The following is a 24,145-nucleotide window of genomic DNA, read 5'->3' as shown; positions in this document are numbered from 1 at the left end:
CCTTGGGTAATTTTTACCCAAGGTTTATTTTATTTCCTCCCAATAACTCTCCTGTTTGAGGGTTACATGTTGTAAAGATAAATTGGTTTTTTATGGAAAATTGTTTAATCAGTTCTATTGCTTTTTCTTTTCGATTTGGATCTAGATCAACTAGACAGTCATCTAACACTATAAAGCCACTGTTACCATCGTATAATACCTCTATGATTGCAAGTCTTAGAGCAAGCGCTACACAATCCTGTGTGCCTGCTGAAAGCAGTTCTAAAGGCATAGGAACTCCTTGCTTATGGATTTCTATGTTAAAAGAGTTATCTATTTGTCCTGTATTATAATTGTCTAGTGTTATAGCTCTTAAGTACTTAATAAAACTATCTGCTAGTGGTTTAAATGAATTTTCGTCTATTTTTTTAAGCTGCTCATTTACTACCTCTAAAACCTTAACTAAGCTTCTTCCTCGCTTTTCTATCCTCTTAAATTCATCATTAGTATTTTTTAAAACGTTAGTGGTTTCCTCAGTAGAGCTATCCGGCATATCTTTCTCTAAGCTATAGTGTTTATCTTTAAGTTGCATTATTTGAGTATGGCAGTCATCTAAATTTGCCCTTAGGTCGGTTATGTGTTTTAAAAATTCGTCAGTGGTTTTAAAATTCTCAGGTAGAGGCACAAGGTTTTCTACTTGACTTTGCAGCGCTTTCAATTCAATTTTCAATTCCGCAACTTTATCAAATAGTTTATCATCACTTTCATACTCTTGTGTCCATTCATCTAACCTTTCACTGATGCTTATTTTTTCTGCAGCTAATTGATTTGCCTTATCCCTTAATGCTGTTAAACTAGATTCAATTTCCACTGCGCTTCTGTTGGTATTTATTCCCTTTAAACTTTCAAACCTTTGCTTGATTTCATCATAACTTTTTTCAGCTAATAATAGGTTTATTTCATTTTCCACATTCTCTTTTTGTTTTACTAACTGCTGTATTCTTTCTAAATTTAACTTACCTTCTTCTACAGAACAGATGTTAAGACTTTCTAGTTTTTGTGTTAGCTCCTTACTAGAATCACTGATTTCACTTTTGAGCTTTTGGAAATTAAATTCTCCAGACTGAATTTCTATTGTCGCACAATCACCTACTGATATCTTTAAATATCCTTCTGCAACAAACCCCTGTGAAGGCTTAAGCTCTTTTTCCTCTTCTAAGTCCTTGGTTACTTTAATTGGCTCTTGGCTACTTATTATTTTCCCCTGCATTTTGCCAGCTTTTATTGCAGTTTGGCATGTTTGAATTTTACTTAAAAGGCTTTCTAACAGCCCAACATCCTCGTAAGTTATAGCTGGAATTTCTTCTAATTTTTCTTTTAATTCTTGTAGTTTATTTTTATTACCCTTAACCTTTGTTATTATCTGGCCTAGGTTCTCTTTCTCTTTTAATTTATTTAACTCTAGCAGCTGTTTTTCTTCTAATGTTATATCAGCTTTTATTTGAGTTAGCTTCTCTTCTATATTTTTAAGTTTTTCTTCTTGCTGTGGCCACTTTAAAATTATTTGTTTTAGTTTTGTTTCTTGTTCTTTATTTCGTTCTAACTTAGGCTCAATTAACGCCCTTTTGCTGATATCGGATTCGATTTTACTATACTTTTCTACTTCCCCTTTTAACCTTGTTTTTTCACTTTCGAGTTGCTGTATTTTCTGTCTGATTTCAGTTATTTCGGTTTCCAACGCTTTGCTAAGGTTTAGCTCTTCTTGTAAATCTTCTATTTGATAATATTTTTCTAAAAGCTTACCTACTCCTTTTTGAAAGCGTTTATTTGGGTTTTGGGGCTGCCACCTTTCTATGTCCCACCTTCCGAATATTTCATCATATTCTGCATTTATGCTCTTTTTTAGTTTGTCTATGGAAACACCGTCAAGTTCCATCACTACCCTTCTTAAAATGGTACTCAAATCCCCAGTAGTTTCCTCTTTTAAAATCAAACTAATAGCATCTTTTAAGTCCTTTTGTTTTGAAAAAATTATATTGCCATAGGTTTTTTCGCCAAATTTTAGTAACTTTTTTAGTTCAGCTTCAATTGAAGTAGGCTCTTGTAAAACCAAATTATTTTCTAGTGTCATCTTACTATAACTTGAAGCTCCCCAGGACTTTTCTAAGCTGTAGCATTTATCTTCCAACTTAATTTCTACTTTACCGTCAAAAAAATCTCCGTTAGGCTGCGGGGTAAACCTATTTGTAAATTCTTGATCGCTTCCCTGTCTTCTTAACTTATGCTTTTTAAACAAAGTGGAGTAAATTCCTTCTACCACCGTACTTTTACCCGCCTCATTTAGGCCAACTATCACATTTAAACCATCTTTTAAATATATATCGATATCTCTTAAGCCACCAAATTGGGTGCAGCTGTACTTTTTAATTTTCATTTTGACACCCCTCCATCAGTTCATATGCTAACTGCAGGGCATCGTTATCAGTTTCTAATAGCTGGTTAAGTACTTGGTATGGAAACGATCCCTTGGTATATTGCTGCTCAATATCTTCTTTAGTTATCTGTAATTTTAAGTTTTCAGCTCTTACCTCTAGATAACCAAACTTTTCTCTAAGATTTTTTAAGCAAAGCTGTATTTGATCTAAAGTCTCCCTTTTGACTCTACCATTTAGCGTAAGCCTGATGATTTTTTTGTCGGGTTTTTCCATATCCAAATCTTCAATAAGCTTACTTAGACTTTCTTCACTTTCCAACTTATAGTCGATATCATAAAAACGATAGATACCCGTCTTGACCCTATCAGCAGAAATTTCTTTCGACTCACTTATTGTTATTATCCAAGCGTTGCCAGCGTGGTTGCAATCCAGCCCATCCGGTTCTGAAGTACCAGAGTTAAATATTCTACGATTGCTTACCTTCTGTTCTAATGGATAAGGAATATGAGTATGACCTAACAGCCATAAATCTAGTCCTATATCATCTAGTTCTTTTTCATTCATGTTGTAATATTTTTGTTCAATATCTGGTGATAGGCCTTCAAGCGCGCCGTGAGCAATGCCTATATTCCATCTTGTTGGTTCTAGGTTTTGTAGCTCTTTAATCCACTTAAGAGCATTGTTTGATGAGTGTTTTTTACTACAATATGCAGGATATAAGGTCACATCAATGTCATTACTAGTTAAGTTGTATGGTTTATATGTGTTTAGCACTATTGTATTTTCTCCAGCATAACCTTTAAAGTCCTGCCATAAATCCACCACATCATCATGGTAATCATGGTTCCCTGGAAGTACCACAACAGTTCCAGAAAACTGTTCTAATACTTTAGCAACTTTTTCCTTATCTCGTTTTGTGATTTTAACTTTGTCAAAAAGGTCTCCTGCCACGGCAAACAAGTCGCAGCCTTTAGAATTTGCTTTTTCGACCAACCCTTGTAGATTATCGACTCTTGCCTTGACCAAGCTTGAGCGCACATGCTCAGGATAACTATTAAACTTTAAGCCGATATGATTATCTCCTGTTAAAAATATTTTAAGAGCCAACTTTATTTCCCCCTTTAAAATTTAATAAGAAACAAACCCATTCCCATCACCATAACTAAAGTCAGCTTGGCGAATAAATTTTCGTCAACTTTGTTCCCCAAGTTAATTCCAACCATGGTCCCTAGTAAGAGACCAGGTAGCAAAAATAGAGTATATTGAATTACTTCCGTTGTAATCAAGCCGCCAACAACGTAGGTTGGTATAGTCACTATGTTGATTAGCCAAAAATAAAGAGTTAGGTTTGCCCTAAAGATTTGTTTTTTTACCCCTTGGTTTGTCAAAAAAATTATTATCGGTGGGCCGCCAATTGAAGCACTGCCATTAAACAACCCACTTATTAAGCCAACTGGTATCTGAGTGAGTTTTTCTCTTTTTACCTTAACCTTTATTCCATAAAAGTTTAGCACAGCTGAAATTGTAAGGATCACCCCGATAGCTATTTTTAGGGTGTTCTCATCAACAACCTTAAGTAGATAAACACCAAAAGGGGTCCCTATTACACCAGCTACAACCAAAATCCATATTCGCTTAAAATCTATGTGCTCTTTAAGGTTTTGCAAAATCATTGAGTTAAGCACTAGGCTATATATAATCAACATCGGAACAACCACTTGAAGTGGAAGAAAAACCCCCAAAAGCGGAAGGGATATAATAGAAAAACCAAAGCTGGCGATTCCTTGTGTGGCAGCCGCCAAAAATATTATTAATAAACCTATAACTATCTGTAAAACGGAGCTGTCCATTTTTCTTCTCCTCTCCAAAATAAAGTTAAGTATCCACCAAAATAATTATAACACACTGATTTTTTTGTGCTAGAAAAAAAGCAACAAGTCCAGTGGACCTGTTGCCTATATAAGGGGGATAGTTAGCCTTCTGTTGATTTTCGTTTGTGTATCGTATAGGGGGTTATAATCTTTTGTCCACGCACCTCTTTCTCCATAGCTTGCACCACTAATTTCATCGATTCTTCGCCCAGCTTAACGGCGTTTATATCTACGGAGGTGATGGGGGTAGCTGCGTATCTAGAAAGAATACTATTGTTAAAGCTTGCCACTGCAATATCTTCTGGTATGCTCACATCTAGGCTTTCAAAGACTTTAACTGCTCCATAAGCCACTAAATCATCAGCTACGATTACTGCATCTGGTTTATCTTCCATCTCAGCGATAATACTACCATACTCATAACCAGTTTGTTCATCAAAGCTACCTGTATATAGCAGATTTTCGTCGAAGTTTATATTACTTTCTAAAAGCGCTCTTTTATAACCTTCCACACGTTTTTTAGTTACAATTAGCTTCTCGTCACCCACTATCATAGCAATTTTCTTTTTGCCTTTCATACTCAGGTAGGTTGTCACTTCATAAGCAGCCATAAAATTATCATTATCCACATGATTTATTTGTCCTTCTAACCCATCAGGAGAACCAATAAGCGAAAAGGGGAAATCAAGAGAGCTAAGATAATTAACACATTCGTCATTTACTTTACTTGACATTAGGATTATCCCGTCCACTTTTGAGCCCAGTATAAAATGCTTAATTACTTCAATTTCTTCGTCTTTATCAGAATTTGTAGAAAGCAGCAAATCATAACCACTATTTGAAGCTCCTCTTACAATTCCTCTTAAAGCTTCAGGAAAGAAAGGATTTAAAAACAAATCCTGAGAAGTTGTAGGCATAATAACGCCAATAGCCCCTGATTTTTTGCTAGCTAGCGAACGGGCTATAGCGTTGGGATGATATCCCATCTCTTCCATGTGCCTAAGCACTTTTTCTCTTGTCGGCGCACTAATTTTAGGGTTTTTAGATATAACCCTTGAAACGGTGGACGGTGATACCCCAGCCTTTTTTGCAACGTCGTTGATAGTAACTACTTTTTTATTCAATTTGATCACTCCCTATCACGTACCAATACACAATCTTCTATGATAAATTATATACCTTTATCTAGCCTTTGGGAACAACTAGTTGATTCTTTCTCCTGTAGCTGTATCGAAAAAGTGAAGAGCATCTATATCAAATCCGAAAGAATGTCGTTCGCCATTTTCATAATGATAGTGTCCTGGTGTTGAAATCACAAGTTCTGTGCCGTCGTCCAGTTTAGAGTAAAGAATTTTTTCCTTTCCTAACATCTCAACAACTTCAACGTTACATTCAAAGCTGTCTCCTATGTGGCCACCACTTTCAAATCTTTCGGAACGAATTCCTACTGAAACTTCTTTACCTTCATAACCAGCTAATTTTTTCATGTCCTCGTCGTTAGGAGTGATCTTAATTATTCCATTTGTGCCGACAAATTTACCGTCTTTTAATGAACCTTTAAGAATATTCATCGTAGGAGAACCTATAAACTGCGCAACAAAAATATTTTCCGGCTTGTTATAAAAATCTTCTGGCTTTCCTACCTGCTGAATTTTACCTTCGTTCATTAAAATAATTTTATCAGCCATTGTCATAGCTTCAGTTTGGTCGTGAGTAACATATATAGAAGTTGTACCTAGGGTTTGATGTAGCTTAACAAGCTCCACTCTCATATGTTCTCTAAGCTTTGCATCTAAGTTAGATAGCGGTTCGTCCATCAAAAAAACTTTAGGATTTTTGACCATAGCGCGGCCTAACGCTACTCTCTGTCTTTGTCCTCCAGAAATCTCTGCAGGTTTTGAGTATAGTTCTTTTTTTATTTTTAATAGTTCTGCAGCCTCTAGCACTCTTTCCTCAATAACTTTCTTACGCTCTTTTTTTAGTTTTAGCGAAAAAGCCATATTCTCAAAAACTGTCATATGAGGGTAAAGAGCATAGGATTGAAACACCATCGCAATATCTCTATCCTTAGGAGCTACCTTGTTCATCCTTTTGTCATTAAACAACAGATCTCCCTCAGTTATTGAATTAAGCCCTGCAACCATTCTTAATAGTGTGGTTTTACCACAACCTGACGGACCTAATATTACGCAAAACTCTTTTTCTTCTATTTCTAAGTTTATATTTCTTAAAGTAAACTCTTCTTGGCTTTCATATTTCTTCCCAATATCTTTCATAGTTACTTTCATGAAGGATCCTCCTCTATATACGAGTTTGTATTTAATTCGTTACAGTCTAACCTTTAACTGAGCCTTTAGCTAGCCCAGACACCAATTGGTTTTGTAGCGCTAAAAATAGAATAACAATCGGTATAGCCGTTAGCAGACCTCCAGCAGCAAAAGCTGGTTGATTCATTGTTCGATGGTCAGCAACCAGTGTAAATAAACCCGCTGCTAAAGTGTAGGAGCTTGGACTAGTTAGAAGTACTCTTGGCAATAAGAAGTCCATAAAAGGTCCAATAAATGACCAAAGAGCTATTATGGTAAGCATAGGTCTGGCTATGGGCATGATTATCAGCCTATAGGTTTGTAAGTTTGAACATCCATCTATTTTAGCTGAATCATCTAACTCCGTAGAGATTGAGTCGATATAACCTTTTAACACAAAAGTATTACCGGCGATTGCACCACCTGAGTAAATTAGAATCAACATCATTTGCCTAGTGAACATTGGAAATACTGACGACACTATAGAATGTAGGGTAAAAAAAGCTACAATTCCTGCAAATGTTGGGATAGTTTGAACAAGCATAATGGTCATTAACGTAGGTTTACGTCCTTTAAACCTGTACCTAGAATAAGCATATCCAGTTAGAGAAACGACAGCAACTGTTATAAGAGCTGTTGCCCCTGCAATAAAAATTGTATTTTTAACCCAAGTTAAATATAGCGTTTCATTAAAGAGATATTCAAAATGTCTTAAGGAAAACTCGTAGTTATGAGTCATAACTATATGACTATATTGTAGGCCGTTAAAAGCTGCTCTTACCATCTGGTAAAGAGGCCATAAGATGAGAAATGCCCAAACACTAAGAATTAGATAAGTGAAAAATAACTTAATCTTGCCTAAAAGAGTTAAAGGTTGTCTATCAGAAAGATACAGGGAACTTTTAGGTCGTAGCAAATTCCCTATTTTCTTTGTAACTAAGTTCATTATAATCTCTCCTCTTTAAACGCCTTTGAATTTTTTAATCCCATATACCCAAACAACAGCAATCCTATAGATATCACCACTATAATTGCCGCCCCTACCGCTTGTTGCTGATTATTCATAGTAAGTTTGTAAATATATGAAATTAAAATATCAGATGATCCCGCTAAGTTTCCATAAACCGAAGGTTCATATGGTCCACCACCATTAAAGAACTTAATTATAGAGAAGTTGTTAAAATTAAATACATATTGTGTTATTAAAAGTGGCGCTGTTTGGAATAATACAATAGGAATAGTTATACGTTTGGTCTTTTGCCAATCAGTTGCGCCGTCAATGTCAGCTGCTTCATATAAGTCACTTGGAATTGCCTGAAGTACTCCTGTTGTAAGCAAGAATACATAAGCACTACCTAGCCAACCTTGTAAAAGTATCAAAAATGCTCTAGTAAGTTGGGGATCAGACTTAATATGAATTCTTTGATCGAATAGCTCCGATAAAAACACAGTCAAAGCCCCATTAGGAGAAGTCATTATACTGAAAAACATTATTGTTATAAATGCCGGCACTGCCCACGGTAGCAAGTATACAGTTCTGAAAAACTTTTTACCGACAACTCTTTCGTTATTAACTAGTAAGGCCAAAACAAACCCTATAAAGATTGCCAGCGTTGTTGCGCCAATAGTCCAAACAAGTGTCCAACGAAGAACAAGCCAGAATACAGACCCCGCCAATCCTTCACCTAGCGCTATCATCCTGTAGTTTTCAATTCCAATCCAAGTAAACCTTGTTTGTTCCTGTGGACTCATTGAGGTAAATGATATTAAGACTGTCGTAATCAAAGGAACAAATACGACAAAAATTATAATAAATAGCGCGGGTAAAGAAACAATATAAGGGAAACCATTTTTGCTGATATCATCCATTGTTTCATGCCAGTTACTAGGCCTAACTCCCTTTATTTTCTTTTTCTCCACGTTTAAAACATCTTTAAAGGAGATATAAAGTAAACCAAAAGCTATGATTAGAAGAAGGATAGCAATTACCCCTTCTATCATAAAAATCAAGGATTGATAGATCCTAGGGCCACCCTCAGCAAGGGTAATAAGGCCAGCAACTCCTTCACCTTGATAGTTTCCATATCCTAAAGCATAAGGAATTGCAGCAAAATATACAAAAAAAGTTGCTAAAAAGAACAAAATACCTTTTTCAACTTGCTTGTTTAGCATTTGTCCTAAACCTGGAATTAAAAAAGTAAAATAAGCAAGTATAGGCTTGGTCTTTTCTGTTTCCATGGGAGTCTTTCTTCTTAAGTCAGCTATATCAGCTTGAAGCACATTTAGCTTTAATTTAGTACCATTTTTTAATTCAAAGCGTGCCTTTTTTATATCCTCTTTAACAGCTTTTCTCGGGATGTCATAAGATTTTAGGTTTATAGCCTGATTGAATTTTTTCTTCAACTCTTCAACTTTTGTTGATTCTGCTTTTTTGGATATTTGGCCTTTTCTTCTTCTTTCCTTGAGTCTTTTTTTGCCCTCGTTTAGCAGCTCTTTTTGCTCACTTTTAAACTGTTTAAGTTCTTCCTTTTTTCGTTTTTCTTCCGTAACATCTATACTTTTATAAGATTCTTTTGCTTTTCTTAACTCTTTAAGGTTGCTTTTATAAGAATCGATGATATTCGGAAGTTGCTCAACAGAGAACTTACTTTCACCATAAGCAAACTCAGCATCATAACATAAGTCTGTATAATCTTTATAAAACTCAAGTTTTTGTTTGTGCTCAAAAAGGTTTAATTTTAATTTCCTTAATTTCCTCGGAAGCTCTTTTTCTAAAGCCCCATCAAAAGTTTTCTTTTCTTCTTTTAACTTGTTTAAAAACTTTTTTTCTTCTTTGCGAAACTTTTCAAGCTCGATATTATAAGGGTGAGCATCTTTGTTTTTAATAACTGTTTTTAACTTGTTTTTTAACTTTTCCTGTGCCTCACCTTTAGCTTGTTTAATTTCTTTTTCTAACAAAGCTACATCTAACAAGTATAAGTTTTTTCTTTTATATTTATTGCCAATATCATCATATAAAAATTCTTTGTGATTTGCCAATGTAATCCCACCTTTACGAGGTTTTACTTTTATCAATAACATTTATCAGTGATAAGAGGGTTACTACTAAAATAAAATAACCAGTTAAGTTAATGTAGTAAAATATTGAGTTTATACTCCATTCAAATAACGTGTATGCCATACTACCAAGAACTAATACCGTCCATATAAAAACGAACAGCCCGTTAATTTTTAGCTTAATATACGCAAAATAGGAATGAAGGCTGATAGATATCGGGATCACTAACTTAAACAAAAAATAAATTAAATTAACCGATATAAAGACGTTAAAGGCTTCATCTACCGAAATCTCCGCACCTTCAGCAGCTTTATGATTTTCTAACCATTGATTAAATAAGTCTATATCTTTAACAGTCATCAACGTCTCCATCGATGTTGCGACTATAATTATTGAACAGGATATCAGTATATAATACAGATGTTTTTTGGGTAGGTTTGTAAGTGTATTCATTTTTAAGACCTCACTTGATAAAAATAATGGGAAGAAAGGCTACACCTCTACCTCTCTTCCCGTAATGTTTAGTAACCTAGAAGTTTGCCATCATAGCTTCAAACGAAGATTGAATTTCGCCATAAGCTTCTTCTACTGTTTCAGGTTGAACGTTATCCCAAGATAGAAGACCGTTCTTCCATGTGTCCCACACTTGACCCCACTCAGTAAACAGTGGACGAGCAGGTGACTGGTTGTATGACTCAATCACAGCAGAAATTACTTCTTTATCTTGTTCTGGCAGATCAGAATCCATGTATACAGAAGCTTCTACATTTTCCATGATTTTACCACTAGCTTTAAAGAAATCAACAGCATAGTCTGGGTTCACAACTTCAGCCATGAAAGATTGAGCAAGAAGCATTTTGTCTTCATCCATCTCAATACGTGCATTAGCTACCATGCCCCAGCCACTTTGCCAGTGTGCTAATGGGTTTCCGTTAATTGTAACTTGGTTCATAGGGAAGATAACTAAGTCTTCGCCGTCACCAGCTTGTTCTGATAAGTTTCCAGTTGACCATGGACCTTCTAACCTTATAGAAGTGTTTCCACCAGTAGTAAAGCTACTGTCCATGTAACCCCAAGCATCATCTTCGTCCCACATTGAAGTACCTGCTTCGTTGTGAGCTTGCCAGAAGTTAAACAAAGCTTCAAATAGTTGTTGCTTATCTTCATCTAGATCTGCAAAATCAGCAGTTAGATCAGAATGCAGGTTACCAGAAGCGTCTTGCTCTAAAAACTCAATGTCAGCTGAGTTTGTAAGCGCAACACCAAACCAAGCATCAAAAGCTGGAACTAACATGTCTTCATAGTCAAGTTCAGTAAACTCGATTGTTTCTGTTAAGTCAATACCTGCTTCTTCAGCATTTGCAGCATTACCAAAGTTAATTAAAGTCTCGATATTCATTGGGAATCCTAGATACTCGCCATCAATGTTGAAGTTTCCTCCCATGCCAGCATCATAGTCTCCAAATCCTCCAACTTGCTCTGCCATTGCAATAGCATCAATAGGAGCAATTGCATGGTTATCATTTAAACCAAAGATTCTATCTGCAGGGATTGCAAATACGTCTGCTACATCTGTGTTAGTAGCGTCAGTTGAATCTAACACATCTAAGTGATCAAAAGCAGGAGACTCAATCCATTCGATAGTTGCATCAGGGTTGTCTGCTAACACTCTGTCTCTTGCTGCTTCATAGTACTCTAACCATTCTTCCTCAACTTGAACAGAAATGGTTGCCTCAATGCCTTCTGCAACAACTTCACCGTTTTCTTCCTCTGCGTCCCCACCACATGCAGCTAGTGGTAAAGCTAAAAGAATGATAAGTAACAAACTAAAACTTTTTTTCATTTCAAATCCTCCCCAAACCTGTATTTTTTGTTTTTGCATCACTAGGCAAGCACTTTTGGTATACTCCCGCACACCTTTCGTTTCACGAAATTGTGCACGCGCTTGCATAATTAGCAAAAAAAATTAATTACTTACAATAATATTATACATTCTCTTGAGAAAAATAGCAATATTTTTTTCTATTTTATCTGATTTATTACCATAATCTTACTAACCTACTCATAAATGTTTTAGGAGGAAAAGGCTCAATAATTTCTTGGTCCTTTTCCTTATCATTTCACTTAATTACAATGCAAGCGTTGGCATGATTTATGCTTTTTCGATTTTCCAGATTTCATCAGCATATTGTTGTATAGTTCTATCAGAACTAAACTTCCCGGCGTTAGACATGTTCATCCAACATTTTCTCGCCCAGGCAACCTTATCTTTATATGCCTCATCAACTTCTTGTTGCGCTTGTCTGTAGCTATCAAAATCTTTCATTAAGAAGTACTGATCAGGTCTGTGCCAAGAAGCTCCTTTAAATATAGAGTCGTAAAGCTCGGCAAACATACCTGTGTCACCATCTGTGAACGTGCCATCAACTAAGGTATCAACTACACGTTTAAGTCCTTTTACCTTTTCGCATTCCTCTTTTGGGTCGTAGGAATCTTTAATTTTTTCAATATCTTCGACCCTTAGTCCAAAGATAAAGTTGTTTTCCTCTCCTGCTTCTGCTACAATCTCCACGTTTGCACCGTCGTAAGTTCCGATAGTTGGAGCACCATTAAGCATAAATTTCATGTTGCCAGTTCCTGAAGCCTCTTTACCAGCAGTAGAAATCTGTTCTGAAACATCTGCCGCAGGGAACAGTTTCTCGGCATATGAAACTCTATAGTTTTCTACAAAAACGACTTTAATCTTTCCGTTTATATCTTTATCGTTGTTAATTAGTTTTGCTATTTCGTTTATATACTTGATGATTCCTTTAGCTCTAAAGTAACCAGGTGCAGCTTTAGCTCCAAAAATAAAAGTTCTTGGGTGAATGTCAAACCCTGGCTGCTCTTTTAGTCTGTAGTAAAGGTCAAGGATATAAAATGCCTTTAGCAACTGTCTTTTGTACTCATGTAAACGCTTGATTTGAATATCGAAAATGGAGTTGCGATCGATTTTTATGCCTTCATGTTCCTCTATATAATCAGCAAGCTGGTCTTTCTTAGTTTGCTTAATATTTACAAAGTCTTCTAAAGCCTCTTTATCATCAGCAAACTTCTCTAACTTTTTAAGTTCAGTTAAATCAGTAATCCATTTATCACTACCTAAAAGCTTTGTAATATAGCCTGCTAGCTCAGGGTTTGACTGTAGCAACCAACGACGCTGAGTAATACCATTTGTTTTGTTATTAAATCTTTTAGGGAATAAGTTATACCATTTGGTCAGCTCTGATTCTATTAGCAAGTTTGTGTGAAGCTCGGCTACACCGTTAGTTGAACTTGTCCCGTAGATTGACAGCCAAGCCATCTTAATGCAATCTCCACTGATTATTTCATATTCGTAAAGTTCTTCTTCCTTTATACCCTTTTCTTTCAACTCTTCTTTTAGTTGAGCATCAATCTTAACAATTATTTCATAAATGGTAGGAAGTAAGCTCTGGTATAAATGTACCGGCCATTGCTCTAACGCTTCAGCTAGTAACGTATGGTTTGTATACGCAAAAGATTTAACAACTATGTCCCATGCTTTATTCCAACTTATTCCTTCATTTTTTGTTAATATCCTCATTAGTTCTGGAATTGCAACAGCAGGGTGAGTGTCATTTAATTGTATGCTGTGTAGCGCAGAGAAATTATCAAAGGATGAATATTTTTCTTTATGTTTTCTAACTAAATCCTGTAGAGAAGCAGATACAAAGAAGTACTGTTGTTTTAGCCTTAGTTTTTTACCTTCATCATTAGAATCATTTGGATAAAGACATTTGGATATTGTTTCTGCATCATTTTTTTCTTTTACTGATTGATGATAGTTCTGGTTATTAAACTCTTCAAAATCAAAGTTATTAAGAGCTTCCGATTTCCAAAGTCTTAGAGTATTTATGGTGTTTTGGCCATAACCGATAATAGGAGTGTCATATGGTACTGCCAAAACATCACCATCGGCAAAGCTAACAGTTACAGAATCAGATTCTTTTCTAATCGACCATGGGTCACCGTGCTGTAACCAATTATCGCCGTCTTCATCTTGAAAGCCATCTTTAAAAGACTGTTTAAAAATACCAAACTCGTATCTTAAACCATACCCTGTCAAAGGAAGGTCTAGCGTGGCACCAGAATCTAAAAAGCAGGCTGCTAGTCTTCCTAAACCACCGTTACCTAAACCAGCATCTTCTTCAGCTTCTTCGATTACGTTATAGTCCACGTTAATTTCATTTAGCAAATCTTCAACTTCTGACTTAAGCTTTGAGTTTATTAAGTTATTTGTTAAAGCTCTACCCATAAGAAATTCTGCTGACAAATAGTACGCTTGTTTTTTACCTTCAAACTTCTGTTTTGAGTTAATCCAGGTAGGAACAATCTCCTCCATAACCGCCTTAGAAAGTGCGATGTACTTTTCTTTACTGGTACATTCCTCCAGTGTTTTACCAAACTCAGTAAGTGCATAACCTTCCATCTTCTTTAAGATCTCTTGTTTTTTCACGGTATTACCTCCCATAAATCTTTGTTAGATTAGCTATCTTTGTTGCAAGTTCATCTGTAAGATCTTCTTTTGTCATTCTCCAGATCCAATTCCCACCAATAGTAGATGGTATGTTAACCCGGGCTTTGTCATCTAAGCCAAGAAAATCTTGTATAGGGGCCACTGCTAAATATGCTACTGAACTCCAAGCTCCTCGGATAAATCCCCAATTAAATCCTTCATCATAGTTGAGCTTTAAATACTTAATTGCATATTCAAAATCCCCTTTAGGGACATTTTCAAACCAACCTAAAGCTGTGTGGTTATCATGGGTACCTGTATAAACAACACAGTTGTTATGATAGTTGTGAGGTAGATAGTCGCTTTCTTCTCTAGTATCAAAAGCAAACTGCAACACCTTCATCCCTGGAAAACCTGTTTCTTCAATTAAATTCTGAACATCTTTAGTTATATAACCTAAATCCTCAGCTATTATATTAAGCTCGCCTAGCTCTTTTTTTATCTGGTTAAACAGTTTGATTCCAGGCCCCTTTGTCCACTTGCCTTCTATCGCAGTTTCTGATCCGTATTTGACCTCCCAGTATGCTTCAAAACCTCTAAAGTGGTCTATTCGCAAACAGTCATAAAGCTCAAAGCTGTGTTTAATCCTATTAACCCACCATTTATAATTTTGCTTGTCCATGGCATCCCAATCATAAATCGGATTACCCCAAAGCTGTCCGGTTTCAGAAAAAGCATCAGGTGGGCAGCCGGCTACTGTTATAGGCTCGAGATTCTCATCTAAATTAAAGATTTCTGGGTTCCCCCAAACATCAGCGCTGTCTTCTGCAACATATATAGGTAAATCACCTATAATACTGATACCATTTGCGTTGGCATAGCTTTTTAATTTCTTCCACTGCTCTAAAAAGAAATACTGTGTAAACACCCAAAAGTACACTTCATCTCGATTTTCTTTTTCAAACTCTTTTACATGGCTAGATTTTGCATCTTTGTACTTATCATCCCAGTGCATCCATGACTTGTTATCATTTTTTGCTTTTATGGACATATATAAAGCAAACTCTTTAAGCCAAGACTCATTTTCAGAGTAAAACCTATCTAAATCTTCACCAATTTCCTTTTTAGCTTTGGAATAGGCCAAACGCAAAATTTGCATCTTGTTATCGTATAACAGCCCATAATCCACGCTTTTAGGGTCGCTTCCTAGATCGTATTGTTCAATCTGCTCTTTTCTTAGAAATCCTCTTTCGATAAACTCATTTAAATCAATAAAATATGGATTTCCGGCAAATGCTGAAAAGCATTGGTATGGTGAATCTCCGTAACCTGTAACTCCTAAGGGTAATATTTGCCAGTTCTTCTGATTGGCTTTAACCAAAAAGTCAACAAACTTATATGCTTCCTTACCAAAGTCACCTATTCCATATTCACTAGGTAACGAAGATATGTGCATTAATATACCGCTAGTTCGCTCTCTCATAACTTTCCACCTACAATTTAATTTTTTTATTTTTAATGTTGTTGCTGGAATCTATAATAGTAAATTCAATTTCTTTTATAGAGGGGTTTGAATTATCAACTTCTATTATGAAATCATCATTACCTCTTGTTATTTTTATGTTAGTGTTAAATGAATTTCCTTGCTGATACTGATGAGAAATCCCGTCATCATCATAAAGATTATATTCAGCCTCTGAATCAACATAGGCTATTATTTTTAATGTTTCTTGACTTAGGTGTTTGACGTTCATGGCAGGATTGATGTGAGGAATAATAGAATTCTTTCTTAAAAAGAACTTAAAGTCCTCTAGTTCATAGCTAAGATAGTGAATACCACAATCTTTAACTGCTAAACTCTCGCAATCACCTTTAAAGGAAACCTCCACCATCTTTTGGGGCAAATAGACATATCTGCCTTTATGATTCGGCTTATGAACCGGTGCTATCATTAGCTCATTTCCTAAAAATAGTTGATCTTCAGCTTGCTTAGCTAACTCATCCTCATATTCAAAGGATAGCGGCTTAAACATAAGCTTATAGTTATTGACTGATTTCATGTATTCAGAATAAATGTATGGCAGCAACCTATATCTAGCTTTTATCAGGTTTTTTGAGTTTTCCTTTACCTCTTTACCAAAGACATACGGTTCTTGGTTTTGACACCCTATAGCAGAGTGATTTCTCAAAAGTGGTGTAAAGACACTAAACTGCAACCATCTTACTAGCATCTCACCATAGCAGTCATTTCCAAACCCTCCGGTGTCAGCACCTGTATAGAAAAATCCACACATATTTAGCGAGGGCATATTCTTGATATTTTGATCTAGGTGAGACCAAAAAGAGCAGTTATCTCCGGTCCAAATACCGCCATATTTATGCATTCCAATGCTAGATGCTCTCGATATAAGTACAAACCTTTTATCATCTAGAAGTTTTTTAAGACCAATATTAGCTGATTTTGTCATATAGTGGCCGTATAAGTTATGAACTTCATCGTTAGATTTCATTGTGTTTCCTACCTGATGATAAAAGCTCTTATAATACTCATCTTTATTAGCTAAATTGGCAAACTTGTCCTTTAGATCAAAAAAGGAAAACACATCCATGTTCTTGCCTTTGGACTCTATGGCGGAGTTAATCGCTTCATCTATTGACTTTTGATCATAAAATATTGCCGGTTCGTTCATGTCATTCCATACGCCTTCAATTCCGCTTTTTGTCAATAGTTTGTACTTTGACCCAAACCACTTCTGTGTATCTTCTTTAAAAAAGTCTGGAAAATGAACCTGACCAGGCCATACTGCTGCTGTATATGGCTTACCATCTTTGTCTTTGCAAAAATGGTCCCCTTTGATTCCTTCCTCGTAGACATCGTACCCTTTTTCGACTTTAACACCGGCATCAATTATCGGTATTAAATACGTTCCATCTTTTTTTAGCTTTTCGACAAAATCCTTAAATCCATCAAATCTCTCTTTGGATATTGAAAAGTCCTTAAAGTTGTCCATGTAGTCAAGGTCAAGATAAATTCCTTCAAGAGGAATTTTATTTTCTTTAAAGGTGTTGTACACCTCTAATACCTCTTCTTTATTTTTATAACCCCAACGACTTTGGAAATACCCAAACCCCCATTTAGGTGGCACATATGGCTTTCCGATAATTTGCAAAAATTTTGATGAGATTTCTTCTAACGTTTCTCCCTCTATTACATATAAATTGAAGTCTTGCCCGAATATTTCAATATTAAAGGAGTCAAGTGTTGAAAAACCAACATCATACTTAATGCGTGAGGGAAAGTCTATAAAATATCCACAATGAGTTTTGCCTGATACAATAAAGAAGTTATGCGCTCCATAAAGAGTTGTCTTCTCCTCGGTATGACTGGGCTCGTCTGTGCAATAAGATTGATAAACCCTACCTCTTTTGTTTATGCCCCCTAAGTTTCCACCAAGACCATAAACCATATCTTCTTTTTCTAGTTCAATATTAATTATAGCTTTTCCATCTTCTTTAAAAGATGGTTTTAACTTTTCATCAAACTTCTGTTTTAGCTTTTCTGCGTAAACGGCGTCAGTATCAATGGGTTCACCGTATTGAAATACCTTAACCCCGTTCTCCAAAATAAAAGTCTTCATACCTCACCTCCGCTTAACGTCCCTATAATTTAACGAATTTTATCTGTGCAAGCGCTTGCGCACCTTATAATCTTAATATACCATACGTGTCCCATTTGTAAAGTACCTATTTTCCTATGCAATTAAAAAAATAAATTAGAAACCGTTTTTATGCTTGCTAAGATAGCTTTTGACAGACATTTAGTTGAATTATAACTTTTTTGAATTTAACCTTTTTATTGTAGCTTTTAGATAATTTTGGTAATTTTGTACTAATTAAGAAGGTTTTTAAAGAAAAAAGTCGAATAACTCTAAAAAGTCTTTAGATGACATTTCATAGGGGGGTTAAAAATGAATACTAAGTTTTTAATTGGAGCTAATAAGAGCCTGTTGGCCTTATGCTTTTTTATCGTACTTCTTTCATCAGTTATCACTTACTTTGAGGACGTCCTGATTATAACTTCCATAGTTGTAATCGTCTGTTGGTTTGCGTTAGGGTACTCGCTTTACACGTACAAAAAAAATCGACAAAGCCACATAATCAAATATGTATTAGCGGTTCCTTTAATGACTACATATATCGTAGTTGCTACAACTACCTCTAGCATATCTTTTGCTTTTGCTTTTCCGCTGATGGGAGCTTTTTCTGTTTTTGGCAATAAGCTACTTACAGGTGGAGTGCTTGGAATTGTTATGGCGGTAAATCTCTTTAACACCGTAACCGGAAAATTTGCATCAGATGAAGTTCATGTTATTTTAGCTGTGCTTGTTTTAACTTGTATAGTGCAATTTGTTAACACAAACATCATAGGAAATTCCAGCAAAGAAAATGGAAAATACATATCTAAGATGGAAGAAGATCAAAAAAACAAAGATAAGATCATCAAAACCATTATTGAAACCACGGAAAATCTAGCTAACTCTTCTAGTCACCTAAAATCTACTGTTAATGAGACTGCTGTATCTATCGAAGAGGTTTCTAAGGTTATAGAGGAAATTGCTAAGGGTTCATCCGAACAAGCTAGCGATACTGAAGACGGGGCAAAAGAAACAGAGGGGCTATCAACTGGCATCGATAATATAGTTGCTGCTACAGACGATTTAGATGAAATTTCATCTGCCACTGAAGGCTTGAAAAATGATGGATTGACAATTATAAAACAGCTAAATAGTAAAACCAAGGAAAGTAACGAGGCAATAAGCCTGCTTAAAGAGATGGTTGACAGCACAGATCAGAGTACCGAAGCTATAAATATTGCAAGTAGCTCAATTAGCGACATAGCCCAACAGACAAACTTACTGGCTTTAAACGCCAGTATCGAAGCAGCTAGAGCTGGCGAGGCCGGCAAGGGTTTTGCTGTAGTTGCTGAAGAAATTAGAAAACTAGCAGAACAATCAGCAGAATCAGCAAGCGAAATCAGTGATGTAATCGAAAGCTTAAAAACTAACACCAACGAAACTAATAAAAAAATGGAAGAGTCTATGGAAATACTCGAATCCCAGACAACTGCTATAAAAGATACTGAGACTATATTTAATGATTTAGCTACTTCCATCGAATCAACAAAGGAAAAAATCAATTCACTAAAAGAAACAGAAAACCAAATTGTAAAAATGAAGGAAAACATCATGAATGTGATGCAAAACCTTACATCCATCGCACAACAAAACGCAGCTAGCACCGAAGAAGTTTCAAGCTCAGTAGAGCAGCAATCAACATCTATAAATAACTTAAGAAAAGTAAGTGAAAACTTGGACAAACTAGCAAGAAATCTAAAAACCACAGCAGAAAGTATTTAAGACACAAAAAAAGCAGAGGAAAATTCCCCTCTGTTTTTTTTGTATGTATGCTACCCCCTACCACCATCAATTCAAGCACTCATATATTACAAGCACCTACAGCATGCAGTACAACAGGTAATATTCCCAACTAGCATTCATTCTCAACATGTATAACAATTACAATGTTCTGAAACTACCTCCCCTCAAAGAGGCAGTGGTTGACCTCCGCGTCAACCTATCAACAAATGGCTACTAACATAGAAATGCCAAAAAAACTACTACAGCCAAACTTGTAGGGGAGAACTACAGTTCTCCAGCAGAACTTATTCTGATAACCCACTGGAGCAAAATTAACGTTTAGATTTTAATACATAGTAAAGAAGATCCAAATGCTACCAGCCAACCACTTAGATGTGCCTAAAACTTAGGCACGATACAAAATATCTTAATCCCTATGACCCCACCAGACTGCTTAGATGTGCCTAAAACTTAGGCACGATACAAATTGTCTTAATCCCTATGACCCAATAAAACCACTTAGATGTGCCTAAAACTTAGGCACGATACAAATTGTCTTAATCCCTATGACCCAATAAAACCACTTAGATGTGCCTAAAACTTAGGCACGATACAAATTGTCTTAATCCCTATGACCCAATAAAACCACTTAGATGTGCCCTAAAACTTAGGCACGATACAAAATCTCTTAATCCCTTTGACCCAATAAAACCACTTAGATGTGCCCTAAAACTTAGGCACGATACAAAATCTCTTAATCCCTTTGACCCAATAAAACCACTTAGATGTGCCCTAAAACTTAGGCACGATACAAAATCTCTTAATCCCTTTGACCCCACCAGACTGCTTAGAAGTGCTTAGATTCGAGGCGCTTTAAAACTTCAGGGCGGGAGCGTATAAATAATACGTGACTGGTCTGAAGTTTTAATGCAACGAAGAAGATGAGTGCTTATAAGCAGTCTGGAAACATTTTAGGATTAGCATGAGCATAACTCCCCCCAACCCCGCCCCCAGGAGTATTTATTTGATAATGAACGTGGGGGCCTGTGCTATTTCCGGTTGAGCCATTTAGGCCTACTGTATCCCCTTTTGCTACTGTTTGCCCTGCTTTTTTCGTTCTCCGGTGTAGGTGTGCAAACAGGTGTATAAAACCTTGGTTATCTTCTACTCCAACTAAGTTACCCCAGCCGGAGTAATAGTTTGAGTATTTTATTGTGCCTGATATGGGAGTTTTTACGGGCTCCCCTTTTGGTTTTCCGGCAAAGTCTATACCCCTGTGAAAAGTTTTGTTGCCGCTTATGGGGTGAGTTCTGATACCGTAGTCTGAGGTAATGGTCCAGCCCTTGTTTGTAAAAAACTGTACTACTTGATTTTTGGGGGTATGATTTGTTTTGGTTTTTGGTATCTTTAGCTTCATTCCCACGTTAATTAGGTTGGGGTCTTTTATGATATCTTTGTTTTGCTGATATAGTTGCTGCCATGTTATTCCGTGCTTGGTTGCTATACTTGAGAGGGTGTCGTTAGCCTGCACTTTATAGGTCTTTAGTTCTTGGTTGCTTCTAACTGTTATTGTCTGACCTACGCTTATTATATCAGGATTTTCTATGCTGGGATTTAGAGCAAGTAACTGGCTTAAGGATAGTCCGTGTTTTTTTGCTATTTTGTACAGTGTGTCTCCTTTTTTCACTTTATAATTCATCTTGTATTCCTCCTTTGGATTTTACTATCATAATGCAAAAATAAGGATGTAATTAACACAAAAGGTAATATAAAATAAATTGTTTTTGATAGCAATTATCCCTTTGGAGTGTTAAAATTTATATTAGGTTAATTTAATAATATAGCATTAGCTTTATAGGGAGTTGTAATTATATGAATGCAAAAATTTATCCAGGATTAGCTTTAGCTGCCGCTCTTGCAGCTTTTTCAGTTTTTGTCACTAACGTTTTACCCTATCATTTAATAGGAGCTAGCGTATTGTCTTTGCTTATTGGTATGTTAATCAATCCATTTATTTCAAAATACAATTGTTTCGACGCTGGGATTGGTTTTACATCAAAAAAGGTGTTAAGACTTGCCATTATACTAATGGGACTTTCATTAAGTTTTTCACAGGTAGTTGAGGTCGGCAGGATATCCCTTGTAGTTATGATTTTCACCTTATTAACTGCTTTTTTAGGTGGATATATAGTTGGTAAGCTCCTTAGGTTAGATTGGAAGCTAGCAGGCCTTTTATCGGCGGGGACCGGCATATGTGGCGGATCAGCTATTGCAGCTGTGGGCCCTGTGATAGAAGCCGAAGATAGTGCTATGGCTTATGCAATTTCTGCAACCTTTATTTTCGATGTTTTTATGGTTGTACTTTTTCCCATTATGGGGAGTTTTCTTAAAATGACAGATTTAGGGTTCGGCCTTTGGACAGGTACAGCGATTAATGACACCTCTTCTGTAGTTGCAGCTGGTTACTCTTTCTCTGAAGTAGCTGGTAACTACTCTGTAATTGTTAAGCTAACTAGAACTTTGGCTATAGTACCGGTAGTGCTCGTGTTTTCGATTATACATGCAAGGGTTGCCAAAAAAGATTCAAAGCGTAAAGTTGACATAAGCAAGGTCTTCCCATGGTTTATTTTGCTTTTTATAGCTATGGTTGCTGTTAAAAGTACAGGTCTCATCCCTGACGCTGTAAGCTTATCTGTCTCTAACTTTAGCAGATTTTTAATGGTTATGGCTCTGGGTGCCATTGGGCTTAAGACAAGTTTCCAAAAACTTGCCCAAGCTGGAGTTGCCCCCCTTTTACATGGGTTTACTATCTCCATTGCAGTAGTTGTGGTTTCTTTTATTATTCAAGTTTTTTTAGGACAAGTCTAAGGTTTTATACTTCCTTATATAAAAAGCCCCGAAGCGATCTATGTCGCTCCGGGGCTTTTATTTGTTTTACTTTGATGCCAATCTAAAGTATTGTTGAATTTTATAAGACATTTGTATGTTAAATACAGTCTCTGTATCTTCAAAGTTAATCGATGTTATTTCTCTTATTTTATTTAATCTGTAGCCCATAGTATTGCGGTGAATAAATAGCTCGTTAGCAGTTTTATTGATATTTTGGTTGTTTAGTAAAAAATGATATAAAGTTTGGGAATATTGGGTATCATTGTCTTCATCAAACTTCTGTATTTTTTGTACTGCGGTATGACAGAAACCTTTTAATTCATCCTGGCTTAAATTATTGGTAGCTAAAAAATCTAATAAAACGTAAAAGTTGAACTTTTCACTGTAAAATAGTTTTTCGTCGCTATTTATTTGGCTTCCTAATTCTAATGCTTTCAATGTTTTTCTGTATTGGTCTTTGAGTTTTATCAAGCTGTTAAAGACCTGGCTTACTCCCACAGTTAAGTTGTTATCTTTCAAAAATTCTTTAAGCCTTTGCTCAGTCGAGCTGTCCATCGGTTCATCATGTTCAAAGTTTAGCAAGGCGACTACATAATCTTTATAAAAGATAGGATAAATGCTTTTAAAAATTGCGCTAAGACCTTGCTTTAAGTTGTCCCTATAGTACATCGATGGTTTGTACTTAGAAATATTAAAGACTAATACTTGAAACTTATCCTTTATGGCAATTTCCGAACTTTTGATTCTTTCCTCTATAATATCATGATCTTCTATCCTGCCTTCTAAAATATCAACTAAAAGATTTTCATGCATTAGACCTACCATGTTGCTAAATTCTTTGTTGCTATTTATTTCTTGGGATATCACATTACTTAACAACGATAAAAACTCATTAGATTTTTCTGTAATCTTCTCTTGATTTTCCAGGACTACTATAAATCCCACTACTTTTTCGTCAACTATTACTTTGCTTACTAGCTTTTTGTTTGGGCTGGCAAAGCAGGTCACTATAAAGGGATCTGCTGATAAAGGAGCTTTTTTAAGGGCATCTATCTTTTTAACTTCAGAAATAAATTCAAAAGTGCAGTAACCTCGTTTAATATTCTCCTGCCAAAACTCTTCTTCTATTTTATCAACTTTACTATAAGCTATAATTCTGAAGCTATTATCTAGGAGTATAACAGGATTATTAAGTATTTCAGAAGATCTCTTTATAATATACTTTAGTCCTCTGCTGTGAATTAAGGTGTTAAGAAGATTTGTTGCGTTTTTCATGGATTGCAAATTCTGAGATAGCATCGACTTAATCTCATTAAATACTTCTAATAAATCAGTGCACTCTCCTAACAAAATATAATTTCCTTCTAAAGACTGGGGCACTGAGCTAAACTCTACGTCTTCAACTAGCAAAAAGTTTCCCTTCTGAAATCTTAACATGCTGCTAGAAAACTGCGACACCGTTCCGAGATATAATATTTTGCTTTCCACTGTCTCAGTTTTAGAAGTAATGAAACGTATATCCTCCACCTCTAAAGATTCTTGATTGTTAATAAAAGTACACTCATATTCGGATAGCTTGCTGTGAATTTGGCCCGCACTTAACACTTTTATCACCTCAATTTTCATTATAGTGCATGATGCATAAAAATAGCAATAAGTTTTGTATTAAACTAA

The 24,145-nt window shown here is 35.8% G+C and carries 16 protein-coding genes; 2 read left to right on the top strand and 14 right to left on the bottom strand.

The annotated features are described in order from the left end of the window. Positions 1-13: 13 nt before the first annotated feature. The 12 genes from PRVXH_RS03565 to PRVXH_RS03510 all read right to left on the bottom strand — a co-directional run bounded on the left by PRVXH_RS03565 (position 14) and on the right by PRVXH_RS03510 (position 17,803). The gene (locus tag PRVXH_RS03565; RefSeq protein WP_353893940.1) at positions 14-2,413 is read right to left on the bottom strand and encodes an AAA family ATPase; all 2,400 of its coding nucleotides are present in this window, start codon (positions 2,411-2,413) and stop codon (positions 14-16) included. Further along, positions 2,403-3,521 carry a metallophosphoesterase gene (locus PRVXH_RS03560; RefSeq protein ID WP_353893939.1) on the bottom strand — a complete coding sequence of 373 codons (1,119 nt, stop codon included), beginning with the start codon at positions 3,519-3,521 and terminating at the stop codon, positions 2,403-2,405. The genes PRVXH_RS03565 and PRVXH_RS03560 overlap by 11 nt, the downstream gene beginning before the upstream one ends. Before the next feature lie 14 nt (positions 3,522-3,535). Beyond that, on the bottom strand, positions 3,536-4,264 hold the full coding sequence (locus PRVXH_RS03555) for a sulfite exporter TauE/SafE family protein (RefSeq protein WP_353893938.1): 729 nt from the start codon (positions 4,262-4,264) through the stop codon (positions 3,536-3,538). A gap of 122 nt (positions 4,265-4,386) precedes the next feature. Further along, complete coding sequence (locus tag PRVXH_RS03550) at positions 4,387-5,409, bottom strand: LacI family DNA-binding transcriptional regulator (RefSeq protein ID WP_353893937.1); 1,023 nt, start codon at positions 5,407-5,409, stop codon at positions 4,387-4,389. Between the two features lie 78 nt (positions 5,410-5,487). Continuing rightward, the gene (locus PRVXH_RS03545) at positions 5,488-6,573 is read right to left on the bottom strand and encodes an ABC transporter ATP-binding protein (protein ID WP_353893936.1); all 1,086 of its coding nucleotides are present in this window, start codon (positions 6,571-6,573) and stop codon (positions 5,488-5,490) included. Between the two features lie 46 nt (positions 6,574-6,619). Beyond that, entirely contained in the window at positions 6,620-7,537 is a 918-nt protein-coding gene (locus PRVXH_RS03540; protein WP_353893935.1) for a sugar ABC transporter permease, read from the bottom strand. Next, positions 7,537-9,630: an ABC transporter permease subunit gene (locus PRVXH_RS03535; protein WP_353893934.1), complete on the bottom strand. Its 2,094-nt coding sequence runs from the start codon at positions 9,628-9,630 to the stop codon at positions 7,537-7,539. The genes PRVXH_RS03540 and PRVXH_RS03535 overlap by 1 nt, the downstream gene beginning before the upstream one ends. A 13-nt stretch (positions 9,631-9,643) precedes the next feature. Then, positions 9,644-10,102, bottom strand: a complete 459-nt coding sequence (locus tag PRVXH_RS03530; RefSeq protein WP_353893933.1) for a hypothetical protein — start codon at positions 10,100-10,102, stop codon at positions 9,644-9,646. Positions 10,103-10,178: 76 nt separating this feature from the next. Next, entirely contained in the window at positions 10,179-11,492 is a 1,314-nt protein-coding gene (locus PRVXH_RS03525; protein ID WP_353893932.1) for an extracellular solute-binding protein, read from the bottom strand. 309 nt (positions 11,493-11,801) lie between these two features. Beyond that, the gene (locus tag PRVXH_RS03520) at positions 11,802-14,165 is read right to left on the bottom strand and encodes a glycogen/starch/alpha-glucan phosphorylase (protein WP_353893931.1); all 2,364 of its coding nucleotides are present in this window, start codon (positions 14,163-14,165) and stop codon (positions 11,802-11,804) included. A gap of 4 nt (positions 14,166-14,169) precedes the next feature. Then, positions 14,170-15,648 carry a 4-alpha-glucanotransferase gene (gene malQ / locus PRVXH_RS03515; RefSeq protein WP_353893930.1) on the bottom strand — a complete coding sequence of 493 codons (1,479 nt, stop codon included), beginning with the start codon at positions 15,646-15,648 and terminating at the stop codon, positions 14,170-14,172. Between the two features lie 10 nt (positions 15,649-15,658). Then, complete coding sequence (locus PRVXH_RS03510; protein ID WP_353893929.1) at positions 15,659-17,803, bottom strand: TIM-barrel domain-containing protein; 2,145 nt, start codon at positions 17,801-17,803, stop codon at positions 15,659-15,661. 330 nt (positions 17,804-18,133) lie between these two features. On the opposite strand from PRVXH_RS03510, the gene PRVXH_RS03505 reads away from it, so the two are divergent. Beyond that, the gene (locus PRVXH_RS03505) at positions 18,134-19,582 is read left to right on the top strand and encodes a methyl-accepting chemotaxis protein (RefSeq protein WP_353893928.1); all 1,449 of its coding nucleotides are present in this window, start codon (positions 18,134-18,136) and stop codon (positions 19,580-19,582) included. A 949-nt stretch (positions 19,583-20,531) separates the two neighbouring features. Here the strand turns inward: PRVXH_RS03505 and PRVXH_RS03500 are convergent. After that, complete coding sequence (locus tag PRVXH_RS03500) at positions 20,532-21,281, bottom strand: M23 family metallopeptidase (protein WP_353893927.1); 750 nt, start codon at positions 21,279-21,281, stop codon at positions 20,532-20,534. Between the two features lie 173 nt (positions 21,282-21,454). Here PRVXH_RS03500 and PRVXH_RS03495 point away from each other — a divergent pair, with 173 nt between their 5' ends. Then, on the top strand, positions 21,455-22,450 hold the full coding sequence (locus PRVXH_RS03495) for a YeiH family protein (RefSeq protein WP_353893926.1): 996 nt from the start codon (positions 21,455-21,457) through the stop codon (positions 22,448-22,450). A gap of 66 nt (positions 22,451-22,516) precedes the next feature. On the opposite strand, the gene PRVXH_RS03490 is transcribed toward PRVXH_RS03495, so the two are convergent. Then, positions 22,517-24,076, bottom strand: coding sequence for a helix-turn-helix domain-containing protein (locus PRVXH_RS03490; protein WP_353893925.1), 1,560 nt, complete (start codon positions 24,074-24,076; stop codon positions 22,517-22,519). Positions 24,077-24,145: the final 69 nt, after the last annotated feature.

This window comes from Proteinivorax hydrogeniformans, from assembly GCF_040515995.1.
Classification (GTDB): domain Bacteria; phylum Bacillota; class Proteinivoracia; order Proteinivoracales; family Proteinivoracaceae; genus Proteinivorax; species Proteinivorax hydrogeniformans.
Note: the sequence above shows the minus strand (reverse complement) of the source record. Positions and strands in the feature narration are given on the sequence as shown.

What these genes read in the sequence shown, in the direction of transcription:
- PRVXH_RS03565 (WP_353893940.1), bottom strand. Translation starts at nt 2,413, where the DNA reads ATGAAAATTAAAAAGTACAGCTGCACCCAATTTGGTGGCTTAAGAGAT.
- PRVXH_RS03555 (WP_353893938.1), bottom strand. Translation starts at nt 4,264, where the DNA reads ATGGACAGCTCCGTTTTACAGATAGTTATAGGTTTATTAATAATATTT.
- PRVXH_RS03545 (WP_353893936.1), bottom strand. Translation starts at nt 6,573, where the DNA reads ATGAAAGTAACTATGAAAGATATTGGGAAGAAATATGAAAGCCAAGAA.
- PRVXH_RS03540 (WP_353893935.1), bottom strand. Translation starts at nt 7,537, where the DNA reads ATGAACTTAGTTACAAAGAAAATAGGGAATTTGCTACGACCTAAAAGT.
- PRVXH_RS03530 (WP_353893933.1), bottom strand. Translation starts at nt 10,102, where the DNA reads ATGAATACACTTACAAACCTACCCAAAAAACATCTGTATTATATACTG.
- PRVXH_RS03525 (WP_353893932.1), bottom strand. Translation starts at nt 11,492, where the DNA reads ATGAAAAAAAGTTTTAGTTTGTTACTTATCATTCTTTTAGCTTTACCA.
- malQ (WP_353893930.1), bottom strand. Translation starts at nt 15,648, where the DNA reads ATGAGAGAGCGAACTAGCGGTATATTAATGCACATATCTTCGTTACCT.
- PRVXH_RS03510 (WP_353893929.1), bottom strand. Translation starts at nt 17,803, where the DNA reads ATGAAGACTTTTATTTTGGAGAACGGGGTTAAGGTATTTCAATACGGT.
- PRVXH_RS03505 (WP_353893928.1), top strand. Translation starts at nt 18,134, where the DNA reads ATGAATACTAAGTTTTTAATTGGAGCTAATAAGAGCCTGTTGGCCTTA.
- PRVXH_RS03500 (WP_353893927.1), bottom strand. Translation starts at nt 21,281, where the DNA reads ATGAATTATAAAGTGAAAAAAGGAGACACACTGTACAAAATAGCAAAA.
- PRVXH_RS03495 (WP_353893926.1), top strand. Translation starts at nt 21,455, where the DNA reads ATGAATGCAAAAATTTATCCAGGATTAGCTTTAGCTGCCGCTCTTGCA.